Below are 12,199 nucleotides of genomic sequence, written 5' to 3' on the forward strand. Positions count from 1 at the left end.
GCGCTGAAGCCTCAGCCCGTCGCCGCCCGCTGCTGCTGTCGCTGTCTCTCCCGCGCCGCCCGTCCCGCGAAGTCCGCCCCGCGCAGCGCGCGTTGGACGTTGCCCCACGTCAGGCGCGCGAGGTCGTCGTCCGGCCAGTCGCGCTCGATGAGCTCGGCGATGAGGTGCGGATAGCGTGATGTGTCGGCCAGGCCTTCGGGGTGCGCGGCCGAGGTGTCGTACGTCCCCGAGAGACCCACGCACTCCGGGCCCGCGAGGCGGCGTACGTGATCGAGGTGGTCCGCCACCTCACGTATCGAGGAACCCGTCTGCTCGGCCGCCAGCGGCACCAGGCACAGGCCCTTGGCGGCGCCGAGCGCGGTGAGCAGGTCGTCCGAGAGGTTGGCCGGGGCGTCCCGCAGCGCGCGGGCCCCCGAGCGGGTGAAGAGCACCGGCGCCCTGGAGACGGTGAGCACCCGGTGTGCCGTGGCCTCGGAAGCCCCGGACAGATCGGCGAGCACCCCGAGCCGGTTCAGCTCGCGCACGACCTCCTCGCCGAACGGGCTCAGCCCCTCAGGGCCCGCCCAGGACGTACCGGAGAGCGCCAGCGAGCACAGGCCGAGGGTGTGCAGGGCGCGCAGGGCGGCGAGCGAGTCGCCGATCGCCTCGGCGCGCGCCGGGCCGATGAGGGTGGCGATGCGGCCGCAGTGGCGCGCGTCGGCCACCTCGGACGCCGAGCGGGCCAGGCGCAGCCCTTCGGAGTGGTCGGCGACGACGCGCTTGACGAGGTCGAGCTGTTCGAGGGTCGCGCCGAGCACGCGGTCACCGGTGATGCCGTCCGGGACGTGCACGGACCAGAACTGCGCCCCCACGCCGCCCGCCCGCAGCCGCGGCACGTCGGCGTCCACCGCGCTGTCGCCCAGCTCCAGGTCGTACCAGGGCAGTTCGCGCAGCGTCCAGGGCAGTCCGCTGTAGCCGTCGGCGACGGGGTGGGCGGCGAGCAGCGCGCGGGCGCTGCGGAGGGGGTCCGGCGCGGGTACCGGCGAAGGTGCCGGCTCGGTTTCGTACACCGGTCCGGGCTCGGATATCGGCGGGGGCTCGGATATGGGCGGTCGCTCGGGAGGCCGCGCGGAGGGCCGGTCCAGGTCTCCGGCTTCGGCGGTGGTGTCGAGTTCGGCCTGTAGATCTGCCATGGCTGCTCCGGCGTCAGGGTGCGTCCGATCCACCGTGACACGCGGGAGCCGGGGCTTCGCGGCGGGCGAAGCGTTCGGGGTACGAGGCCGTGACCGCGGCACGCGAGAGGGCCCCGCCGATGCACCGGCGGGGCCCTCACGACGTAGGAGACGTACGAGACGTACGAGCGAAACGCTCAGCCGCCCGAGGCGTACGAGGAGCGAAACGCTCAGCCGCCCGAGACGGTCACCTTCTCGTCGTTGTTCAGCTCGGAGACCATCTGCTTGACCTTGGCCTTGTCCCACAGGAGGTTGCCGCCGGTCGAGCCCGCGAGCGGCATGTTCATGGACTTGCCGTCGCCGCCGGTGACGCCCTTCATCGCCCAGAACATGGACGCCACGTCGAACAGGCCCATGTCCTTGTCGACGACCAGCGTGTCCAGGCCCGCGCCCATCGTGGGGTAGAGCTTGAACGGGTTGAGGACCGTGCCCGGCGTCGCCGCCTGGTTGGCCAGGGCCGCGAGGAACTTCTGCTGGTTCTTCGTGCGGTCGAGGTCGCTGCCCGGCAGGGCGTAGCGCGTGCGGACGAAGGCCAGGGCCTGCTGGCCGTCGAGGGTCTGCTTGCCCGCCTCGAAGTCGGCGCCGGACTTCTCGTCCTTGAAGCCCTTGGGAATGTCGAGCTCCACGCCGCCGACCGCGTCCACGATCTTGGCGAAGCCGCCGAAGCCGATCTCGGCGTAGTGGTCGATCCGCAGGCCGGTGTTGTACTCGATGGTGCGGACGAGCAGCTCGGGGCCGTCCTCCGCGTACGCCGCGTTCAGCTTCGTCTGACGGCCCTGGTTCGGGTAGAGCTTGCCGGACTCGGCGCCCTTGAAGTTGGGGATCGTCACGTTCGAGTCGCGGGGCAGCGAGATCATCGTGTTCCCGCCGTCGTCCGCGACGTGCAGGATCATCATCGAGTCCGTGCGCTTGCCCTCGGCCGAGCCCGTGTGGAGCTTCTTCTTGTCCTCGGCGGTCATGCCCTCGCGGCTGTCGGAGCCGACGATGAGGTAGTTCGTGCCGTCGCCGCCGTCGGGGCGCTCGATGACCTTGGAGAGGTCGACCTCGCGCTTGAGCTTGGAGTCGGCCCAGAAGTACGTGGTCACGGAGACCACGACCAGCAGCACGACGAAGGTGATCGAGCCGATCTTGATGCGGCGCCGCCAGTTCGGCGCGGAGCGGGGCGCGCGGGTGCCGTACCCGTCGTCGCCGCCCTGACCGCCCTGTCCGCCGTTGCCCTGGCTGTTCGGGGCGCCGTAGACCTGGCCGGTGTTGTAACCGCTGTCGTAGCTGTCCTGGCGGGAGGCGCGGGGCTCGAACATCTCGTCGCGCGCGTCGCCGTACCGCTGGCCCTGCCCGTCGTCGTACGCGTGCTGCTGCGGCACACCGCCCCCCGGTTGCTGGCCCGGTCGGCCGGACGGGCCGCCGCGCTGGACATGCCGCATCCTGCGGGCGCCCTCAGGCTGCGTGCTCCCGCTGCCACGGCCATATCCTCGGCCGTTGCCCTGGTCGTCAGGCCAATCGCTCATGTGGACCAGTGTGCCGTCTCCGCGTACGTGCCTCACAGGGCAGGCGGGATTTCGGTTCAGGGCTGTTGCAGATCTGATGCAAAGCGGTCGGGCGTGGCCCGGACATACGTCAGACATAGGGTGGAGCCCATGACAGACCTGGCCCCTGGCGCGGAATCGGAGATTCCGGGCAAGCCGACCTCGGCATCCCGCACGACTCTCAGCCACATCATGACCCACGGCGACACCAACCTCCTCGGAACGGTGCACGGTGGCGTGATCATGAAACTGGTGGACGACGCGGCGGGGGCCGTCGCGGGGCGGCACTCGGGAGGGCCCGCCGTCACCGCGTCCATGGACGAGATGGCCTTCCTGGAGCCGGTGCGGGTCGGTGACCTCGTCCATGTGAAGGCGCAGGTGAACTGGACGGGGCGCAGCTCGATGGAGGTCGGCGTCCGGATACTCGCCGAGCGCTGGAACGAGTCGACGCCCGCCCAGCAGGTGGGCTCCGCGTACCTCGTCTTCGCCGCCGTCGACGCGGACGGCAAGCCGCGGGGCGTGCCGCCGGTGCTTCCGGAGACCGAGCGGGACCGGCGCCGGTATCAGGAGGCACAGATCCGGCGCACGCACCGGCTGGCGCGGCGCCGGGCCATCAAGGAGCTGCGGCAGGCGCGTGCCGCCGAGGGCCTCGACGACTGAGTGCACTGAGCGCATTCAGCGCATTCAGCGCACTGAGCGGCGGGCACGCCCGTTCTGCCGCAGCCGCGCGGCCGCAGTCGCCGCTACCGCTGGCACACCACCTGGTCCCCGGTCATGGCCCCGAACTCGCCCTGATAGGCGTCCTCCGCCCGCACCGCCCTGACCTGCTTGAAGTCCTGGCCCGCGAACACCTTCAGGGTCGCGCCCTGCCCGTTCACCGCCCGCATCATGCTGCCGGGCAGCGCGGTCGCCAGGGACTTCGCCGAGCGGTCCCAGCGCGGGTCGTACGCGACCACCGTGCGCTTGAGCGGTGCGCCCGTCAGATTGCCCGGGGCCCGCGTCGTCCGGAAGCCGGTGGACCGCAGCGCGCTGTCGACCCGCTTGCCCAGGCCCGGCGTGCCCGTGGCGTTCTCGACCTGCACCCGGATCTGCTGCGGCGAGACGTCGACGATGGCCTTCTTGGCGTGGTGCGCGGCGAGGGGACGGTCCGCGCGCAGGGCGTCGAAGAGCTTCGTGGACTTCTTCGGGTCCCACTTCAGCGTCGACCCGATGCCCGGCACCATCACCCCCTTGCTGAGCAGCGGCACCGTGGTGAACTCCGACGAACGCGGCGAGAACCCGCGCATCGCCCGCCCCAGGGAGAGCATCTCGTTCGTGCCGAAGCCGCTGTCGGCCCGGACCGAGCTGAGCAGCGTCCTGGTGACGTCGCGGAACTTGAGCGGGTTCAGGAGCACCCCGCTGCCGGTCGCCTTGGAGATCAGCGCCGCGAGGAACCGCTGCTGGCGGCGCATCCGCCCCAGGTCCGACGTGCCGTCGACGTGCCGTGTGCGGACGTACTGCAGCGCGGCTCCACCGTTCAGCGTGTGCGTGCCGACGGCCAGATCGAGTCCGGTGTACGAGTCCTTCAGCGGGCGGGCCGTGCAGATCTCGACGCCGCCGAGCACGTCCACGGTCTTCATGAAGCTGGTGAAGTCGACCTCCAGATAGTGGTCGATCTTGACCTTCGTCATGTTCTCGACGGTCCGCACGGTGAGGTTGGGGCCGCCCTCCGCGTACGCCGCGTTCATCTTGACCGGATGCGGCTTGTGCCTGTCGCCGGAGTTCTGGTCGACGTGCTCGGGCATCTCGGCGTAGCTGTCCCGGGGCAGGCTCACGACGCTTGCGCGGTCCCGGTCCTCCGAGATGTGCACGATCATGATCGTGTCCGTGCAGTGGCAGGGCGCTCCGCCGAGGCGGTACTTCTGCTTGTCCGCATCGGTGATCTTGTCCCGGCCGTCGGTGCCGACGAGCAGGACGTTCATGCCGTTGCCCCCCTTCGGCCGGTTCTTCATGTCCTTGAAGGCGTCCACCCGGTCGATCCCGGTGTCGAGACTGGAGATGACGCCGTGCCCGATCCCGGCCGCCGCGAGCACCGCCACGGAGAACCCCGTCGCCGCCCGCGTGACCCAGCGTGGCCGCCTGCGCTGCTTGACCGGCCTGCCCGTGGGCTGCTGCGTGGGCTGCCTCGCTCGCGGCGGGCGGGGGTCACGCGAGGGCGGGGTGGGGTAGCGGCGGGGCGGTGTGGGCACGTGAAGGGACACCTCCGCGGTGACGGACCTGGCCGGGACGGGTGGGGGGAGTGTCGATGGGCCGGGGAATGCGAGAACCGTAGGCCCATACGATCTGCGACCCCGGGCAGCAGGCCGGGCGGCGCGCGCCGGTGTCCCCCATTCGCGGTAACGTGGCGCCGATGAACGCGACCCCCGACGTGCAGCTTCCTGCCGTATCCGTGATCATGCCGGTGCTCAACGAGGAACGGCACCTGCGTGCTGCCGTCTCCGCGATCCTCGAGCAGGAGTACGACGGTGAGATGGAGGTCGTCGTCGCGCTCGGTCCCTCCACGGACCGCACGGACGAGATCGCCGCCGAGCTGGTCGCCGAGACCGCGGGACATCGCGCGAGGGTGCAGACCGTCCCGAACCCCACGGGGCGCACGCCCGCGGCCCTGAACGCCGCCATCAAGGCATCGAGTCACCCGATCGTGGTGCGCGTGGACGGCCACGGCATCCTGTCGCCCGGCTACATCGCGACGGCCGTACGCCTCCTTGAGGAGACCGGCGCGCAGAACGTCGGCGGCATCATGCACGCCGAGGGCGAGAACGACTGGGAGCACGCGGTCGCCGCCGCCATGACGTCGAAGATCGGCGTGGGCAACGCGGCCTTCCACACCGGCGGCGAGGCCCAGCGGGCGGAGACCGTGTATCTGGGTGTCTTCCGCCGCGCGGCCCTCGAACAGCAGGGCGGCTACAACGAAGAGTTCATCCGCGCCCAGGACTGGGAGCTGAACTTCCGCATCCGCGAGGCGGGCGGCCTCATCTGGTTCTCGCCCGAGCTGAAGGTGCAGTACCGCCCGCGGCCGAGCGTGAAGGCGCTCGCCAAGCAGTACAAGGACTACGGCCGCTGGCGGCACGTCGTCGCCCGCTACCACGAGGGCTCCATCAACCTGCGCTACCTCGCGCCGCCGACCGCCGTCTGCGCGATCGCGGCAGGGGTCGTGGTGGGCGCGCTCGTGACCCCCTGGGGCTTCGTCGTCCCCGCCGGGTACCTCGCGGCGATCGCGGCGGGCTCACTGCCCGCGGGCAAGGGGCTTCCGCTGAAGGCGCGGCTCCAGATCCCGGTGGCGCTCGCGACCATGCACATGTCGTGGGGCTGGGGCTTCCTGACCAGCCCGCGCTCGCTCGCCAAGAAGGTCATCGCCTCCCGGCGTCCGGCTGTTCTCAGCGAGGCCTGAGCACTCCCGGCGTCCGGCTGTTCTCAGCGAGGCCTGAGCACAGCCGGACGAGCGGGGATGCTCACTCCCAGGTGAAATTCGGGTCGACGTGCATGCACGCCTTCTTGTCCGAGCCGTTGAGCGCTTCGGCCGAGTCCGGCGTCTTGTCGTCCTGCTTCGACCTGGGAGGGGCGTTCCCCTCCCGCCAGTCGGCACCGACGACCAGGGTGACCCCGGAGACGTCCGTCGACTTCTTCACCGAACTCAGCTTCATGCCAAGGGACTTGGCGACCCTCTGAGCGTCGCCCTCCAGGTCGGCGCTCGGGAACTTGATGACGGTCTTCTCCTGCGCGAGAGCCGACGTCATGTCGGCCGTCGCCTTGGTGAAGCCCTTCCCCGCGAGGATCTGGGTGACCGCGCTCGCGCGCCCGCTGACCGGGGCCTCCACGTCCGTGCGGGTGCCGTTCTGCACCTGTACCGCGATCTCGCCGTCGTCGGCCGCCGGATCGTCCGAGGCCTTCTCCTTGGCGGGCTTCTTCTTGCCCTTGCCGTCCAGTGAGATGTCGTCGCGTACGAGGCGGAAGAGCTGCTCGGCGTCGCCCGGCTTGGGGATCACGCGCGCGCCCACGTACTCGAACGGCATGGTCGTCATCGTGGTCCGCTCCGGCGAGACCTTCTTGAGCTCGTTGCTCAGGTCGAAGAGCTTCTTGACGGTGCCGAGGCCGTCGTCGACCTTGAGCGCGCTGGTGGCCGTCTCGGCGAGCTTGCGCAGCTTGTTGGGGCTGCCCAGACCGGCGTTCTCGCGCAGCTCCCGCACGAGTGAGTTCATGTACATGTGCTGGGCCTTGGCCCGGCTGATGTCGGTGCCGCCGTCGAAGCCGTAGCGGGTGCGCAGCCACTGCAGGGCCTGCTTGCCCTTGACGTCGGTGGTGCCTTTTTCGAGCTTCAGGCCCGATCCGTGGCCCTGGCTGTCGCGCGAGTGGATGTTGGCGTCCACACAGACCGGTACGCCGCCGATGGCGTCGGCCATGTCGACCACACCCGAGAAGTCCACTTCCATGAAGTGGTTGATGTGGATGTTGGTGAGCTTCTCCCAGGTGGCGACCGTGCAGCCGGGGCCGCCGCGGCCCAGCGTCTGGTTCGTCATCGTCCGCTGCGTCGAGGCCGCGTAGACCTTGCCGTCGTCCGGGTCGGTGCACTTGGGAATGTCGAGCAGGGTGTCGCGCGGCATGCTGATGACCGACATGTTCGTGCGGTCGGCCGACAGGTGCAGGAGCATCTGCACATCGGCGAGCGGTGTGCCGCCGAAGGTCTCCTTGGCGCCGCCGAGCTTCTGGTTCTCCTTGGAGTCCCGCGCGTCCGAGCCGATCAGGAGGATGTTCAACGGGGTCTGGCCCGCCGCGTTCGGCGTGGGCTCGGGAGCCCGGTCCTCACCGAGGTTCAGATCGTCGGTCTTCAGATTGTTGTTCAAGTGCTGGTACCAGAGATATCCGGCGCCGGCCGTGCCGAGTATCAGCACCGAGAGAATCGTCGCCGACCAGCGGAGTATCCGGCGTCTTCTCGGACGTGGAGCCCGGCCGCCACCCCCATGGCGATGCCTCTGACCTGCGCCGTCCGTCGAGTGCCCCGCACCCTCGGGTGCCGGGCTCTCTTCCAAGCCAAGATCACTGGCGTGCGGAGCGCGTTCTCGCGCTCCCTCCCCACGCACGCTGCTCTTCCCCATCCCCTGCCCCTCCCCGCGCTACCGGCGCTCCCCGCGCCACCCCGAATTACGGCCATCCTGCGCCTTGTTAGACGCAGAATGGCCGCTTCAGGTCACTTGGCACACACAGTCTTGTCAGCTTCAACCTTCTGGATGTCCTCCGGCGCCTTCGACGGGGCGCTGATCGAAACCCCCGCGCCCTTGAAGTCGCCGCCGAGCGTCAGCTTGATGGCGGGGAGCCCCTGCGAGTTCTTCTCGCTCTTGCCGGGCTTCATCGCGGAGCCGGAGAGCCCCATGACGTCGGCGAGCCGCCGGGCCTCGTCGGCCTGGTCGGGGGCGTACTCCAGCGTCGTCTTCTTGAGGTCGGACGGCGCGTTGCCGAGCTGGCTTGCTTTGGACATGCCCTCAGTGTTCTGCAAGTACGTGAGAGTTGCCTGAGCGGCGCCGGTCTTGCCACTGCCGTTGTAGATGTTGACCCGCACGTCGGAGGCGGCGGACTTGCTGCCCTTGAGGCGCGCCGCGACCTCCGCCTTCTCCTTCTTCTCCTTCTTCTTCACCGCGGTCAGGGACTCGTCGGCGCGCATCATGGAGAACAGCGGGTCGGCCTTGGCCTCGTTCACGACGACGGTCGTGTGGACCTTCTCCGCCGGGTTGTCGACCACGGGCACGGTCGCGAAGGTCAGGTTCTTCATGTCGAGCTTGCCGAGCTCCATGCCCAGGTCGCGGAGTTTCATGATGTCCGCGATCTTGGAGTCGACCGAGAGCGCCTCGGTGCCCGCCTCGGCCAGCTTTATCATCTTCGTCGGGCTGGTCAGCGTGTCGTTCGACTTGAGCTTGCGCATCAGCGAGCTGAGGAACTGCTGTTGCAGCTCGATGCGGCTCAAGTCGCCGCCGGTGCCCACGGAGTGACGCGTGCGGACGAACGCCAGCGCCTCCTCGCCCTCGATGGTGTGCTTGCCCGCGGGCAGATCCAGGTGCGAGTCCGGGTCGTCGATGTCCTTGGCCAGACAGACGTCCACGCCGCCGACCGCGCTGGAGAGCGTCTTCACGGCGTTGAAGTCGGCCACCATGAAGTGGTCGGGGACTATCCCGGTGATCTCGGTGACCGTACGCATCGTGCAGCTGGGCGTGCGGTCGTTCTGTCCGAGACTCTCGTTGAAGCGGACGTTCTGAGAGCCGGAGATCGTCTTCTTGCTGCCGTCCTCCATCGTCGTCGGGCAGTCCGGAATGTCCGTGATCATGTCACGCGGAATGCTCAACGCGGTGGCGTTCGTACGGTCCTTGGAGACGTGCAGCAGGATCGTCGTGTCGGCGTGACCGACACTGCCCTTGTCGCCGTACTTCTCGTTGCCCGCGCCGCTGCGCTTGTCCGTGCCCATCACCAGGATGTTGATGGCGCGGTCCTTGCTGAAGCCGCCGGTGCTCGCGCCGTCGTCGGCGATCGAGTTGATGTTGTCGTTGAGGTGCTCGTAGTAGAGGTACGCGCTGACACCCCCGACGGCCAGGACGAGGGCGAGCGATCCTGCCGTCCACATCAGGATCTTCTTGCCCTTGGCCTTCTTGGGCTTCTGCTTGCGCCGTCCGGCCGCGGCCTCCGGCTGCGGAGCCCGGCGTCTGCGCTGCGGCGGCACATCGCGCTGTTCATCACGTTCATCACGGCGCCCGTCGCGTCGGCCTTCACGGCCGCGCGTTCCCTGGCGTGGTGAGGACCGCTGTGATGAGCGAGATGAGCGAGGTCCAGGCACTGCCGACTGCCCTCCGGAAGGGCTCAGTCGCAGTTCGTAATCGCCGGTGTCCGGGTTGAGTACCCACTGGTCTGCGGGGTCGATGTTCTCCGCCCGCCCACGGCCTTGCGCGTCCACGGTTGTCTGCGTCCTCCGTCGGGGCCACGCGGCGCCTTTCCCCCCTCAAGTAAGGCGCTCGGTCAGTCGTTCAACGGTGCGCGGCTTGAAGGGCCGGGCGCACCGGATCGCTCACACTATCCGGCCAGTTCAGCGCTGAACGACGTCGGTGACACATTCCACTCCCATACAACTGGGCAATCCGCCCTATTTCTTTGTGCGGGCGGTCTTGCGCTTGAGCATGGCTTTACTCGCAGGTCGTTCCGGCAGCCGTGTTGCCCCGGAAAGTGGGAGCGGGGCTCGGCGACGGAGAAGGGCCGTCCGGCTTCTCGTCGCTCCAGTCGGCACCGGAGTCGTCGTAACCGTCCGAGTCCTCGTGGTCCGCCGAGTCCTCATAGGTGTCGGCCCCGTCATGAGCGCCATCCGCCTGTTCCTGGCTGGGTGAGGTCTTGGGTTCTTCGCGGCTCACTTGGAGGGGTGCGTCTGTTCGGAGCCGGGTGAAGAGTTCGTCCGCCGCGGGCTCGACGAGTTCATCCCGATTGGCGTCGTAGACATAGGACCGCCGGGGCACGGTGAGGAACTGCACTTGTTCTGTGGGGATGTTGCGCATGCCGCGCACCAGTTCGTACAAACCACGCAAACTCGCCAGTGCCGGGTCGGTCGTCAGCGAAGAAGTCGCCGCGTCGAGAACCGGATAGAGCTTCGCCGGATTGAGCAGGACGTCATTGCTCTGCACCTTGTTGACGAGTGCCGCGAGGAACTGCTGCTGGCGGTCCATCCGGTCGGTGTCACTGCCGTTGCCGATGCTCTTGCGGGCCCGTACATAGCCGAGCGCCTGCTCGCCGCTGAGGGTCTGTCTGCCAGCGGCGATCTTCAGATGGGCGTCGGTGTCGTTGATGGGCCGCTTGAGACAGACCTGTACGCCGTCGACGGCGTCGACCATGTCCTTGAAGCCGGCGAAGTCCACCACCATGTGGTGATCGACGCGGATCTTCGTCATCTTCTCGACCGTACGAATGGTGCAGGCCGTCCCGCCGAACTCGTACGCCCAGTTGAACTGGGCGAACTGCGCCCGCGTCCGCGACCCGTCGCTCTTGCGGCAGCGGGGGAGGTCCACCATCACGTCCCGCGGGATCGACACCGCGGTCGCGCTCTTCCGGTCGGCCGCGAGGTGCAGCAGGATCGTGGTGTCCGAGCGCTGGGTCCCCGGATCGCGCCCGTACTTCTTGTTGCCCCGCCCGGCCCGGGTGTCGGAGCCGATGAGCAGGATGTTCTGCGCGCCGTGCACCAGCGCCGTCGGGCGTTCCTTGTCGTAGCGCGCCAGCTCCGCCGCGGCGTCGGTGTCCTTGGTGATGTTGCCGTCGAGCTTGTTGTAGACGGCCCACCCGGCGCCCCCGGCGACCAGCACGAGCCCGGCCGCTCCCATGGCCGTCCAGCGCAGCCAGCGCCGCCTGCGCCGGGCCACGCCCTCGCCCGTGGGGCTCGAGCCCGCGCCGGGTGCGTACGTGGCCGGCGGCTCAGGCGGCGCGCCGTCCGGATCCGAGTGCTCCGGTCCGGCGGGCGGGCCTGCGGTGTCGGACACGTGTACGTCCACCCCTCATAGCGACGTCGGTGCATGGTGCGTCTTACGACCATGGACCGACGGGACGCCGGGGGCCTGCGGGCCGGGGGCTCGGGTGAGCCGAACGGGGGACGGAGGGGGCCGGTTACTTCGCCGGGGCGGGGACGGTGGCGGTGACCCGCTCGTCCTCGACGCGCTTGGCGAGGCCGCCGTCGGCGAGCTGGTCGAGATGGCGGCAGAGCACCACGGAGCCGCCGGCTGCCAGCGGGGCGTACAGGCCGGAGCTCAGGCCCTCCCAGGTGTCGTACGACCGGCCCGAGAGCAGCCGGGAGCCGGGCGCGAGCCCCAGCGCGTCGGCGTCGGCACGGGCCCGCTCCACCAGCTGCGCCCCCGTCAGCTCGCCGCCCCCGGCGACGGCGAGGGCGGGCTCGTCCGGGTCGACAGGGGCGTACGGAGCGAAACGGTCGCCCTGGCTCGGCACCTCGACCGCGTAGTCGGCGAAGCCCTCGGGAGCCTGCGGGAAGCGCCCGCCCAGCGGCCGGAGCGCGAGCGCGACCCGCTCGCCGGAGCAGACCCGCGCCACGTCGAGCGTTTCAGGGCCGCTGACGACGAGGTCGGCACCGGCCGGGTCGCCGCCCACGTCCGCGACGACACCGACGGACGAACAGGCGAGCAGCCAGACCGCCGTCTGCCAGTGCGCGGGAAGCAGCAGCGCGAGCCGGTCGCCCGGCTCGGCGGCGAGATCTCCCTGGAGCAGGTTGGCGGTCTTGGCCACCCAATTGGCGAAGGTGGCCACGGACAATTCGACGCGCTCACCGGTGGCGTCGTCGTAGAAGGTGATCAGTGGGCGGCCCGGGTCCGCGGCGAGCGCGGATCGCAGCAGGTCGGCAGGGGTGCGGTCAGTGGCGTTCACGGGCGCAAGGGTACGCGCGTGCCCTGGTGACCCCGG

At 69.6% G+C, this 12,199-nt stretch carries 9 protein-coding genes; 2 read left to right on the forward strand and 7 right to left on the reverse strand.

Annotated features, from left to right (window positions below):
* Positions 1-11 precede the first annotated feature (11 nt).
* Together ACZ5CR_RS28580 and ACZ5CR_RS28585 are read right to left on the reverse strand one after the other, a co-directional pair.
* Positions 12-1,172 carry a dipeptidase gene (locus ACZ5CR_RS28580; RefSeq protein WP_468862465.1) on the reverse strand — a complete coding sequence of 387 codons (1,161 nt, stop codon included), beginning with the start codon at positions 1,170-1,172 and terminating at the stop codon, positions 12-14.
* Between the two features lie 209 nt (positions 1,173-1,381).
* A complete protein-coding gene (locus tag ACZ5CR_RS28585) occupies positions 1,382-2,719 on the reverse strand; it encodes an LCP family protein (protein ID WP_468862467.1) in 1,338 nt (445 codons plus the stop codon).
* A gap of 129 nt (positions 2,720-2,848) precedes the next feature.
* Between ACZ5CR_RS28585 and ACZ5CR_RS28590 the strand changes: the two genes are divergently transcribed.
* The gene (locus ACZ5CR_RS28590; protein ID WP_468862470.1) at positions 2,849-3,397 is read left to right on the forward strand and encodes an acyl-CoA thioesterase; all 549 of its coding nucleotides are present in this window, start codon (positions 2,849-2,851) and stop codon (positions 3,395-3,397) included.
* Between the two features lie 83 nt (positions 3,398-3,480).
* Here ACZ5CR_RS28590 and ACZ5CR_RS28595 read toward each other — a convergent pair whose 3' ends face one another.
* Entirely contained in the window at positions 3,481-4,965 is a 1,485-nt protein-coding gene (locus tag ACZ5CR_RS28595) for an LCP family protein (protein ID WP_468862472.1), read from the reverse strand.
* A 161-nt stretch (positions 4,966-5,126) separates the two neighbouring features.
* Here ACZ5CR_RS28595 and ACZ5CR_RS28600 point away from each other — a divergent pair, with 161 nt between their 5' ends.
* The gene (locus ACZ5CR_RS28600) at positions 5,127-6,167 is read left to right on the forward strand and encodes a glycosyltransferase family 2 protein (protein ID WP_468862475.1); all 1,041 of its coding nucleotides are present in this window, start codon (positions 5,127-5,129) and stop codon (positions 6,165-6,167) included.
* A 61-nt stretch (positions 6,168-6,228) separates the two neighbouring features.
* Here the strand turns inward: ACZ5CR_RS28600 and ACZ5CR_RS28605 are convergent, their stop codons facing one another.
* The 4 genes from ACZ5CR_RS28605 to ACZ5CR_RS28620 form a co-directional block, all read right to left on the reverse strand.
* Positions 6,229-7,869 (reverse strand): LCP family protein, encoded by a 1,641-nt coding sequence (locus tag ACZ5CR_RS28605; RefSeq protein ID WP_468862478.1) that lies wholly within the window; start codon positions 7,867-7,869, stop codon positions 6,229-6,231.
* Between the two features lie 92 nt (positions 7,870-7,961).
* On the reverse strand, positions 7,962-9,710 hold the full coding sequence (locus ACZ5CR_RS28610; RefSeq protein ID WP_468862480.1) for an LCP family protein: 1,749 nt from the start codon (positions 9,708-9,710) through the stop codon (positions 7,962-7,964).
* A 226-nt stretch (positions 9,711-9,936) separates the two neighbouring features.
* On the reverse strand, positions 9,937-11,271 hold the full coding sequence (locus ACZ5CR_RS28615) for an LCP family protein (protein WP_468862482.1): 1,335 nt from the start codon (positions 11,269-11,271) through the stop codon (positions 9,937-9,939).
* A 124-nt stretch (positions 11,272-11,395) separates the two neighbouring features.
* Positions 11,396-12,163 carry a TIGR03089 family protein gene (locus ACZ5CR_RS28620; protein ID WP_468862484.1) on the reverse strand — a complete coding sequence of 256 codons (768 nt, stop codon included), beginning with the start codon at positions 12,161-12,163 and terminating at the stop codon, positions 11,396-11,398.
* Positions 12,164-12,199 lie beyond the last annotated feature (36 nt).

This window comes from Streptomyces sp. NPDC031274 (assembly GCF_055570235.1).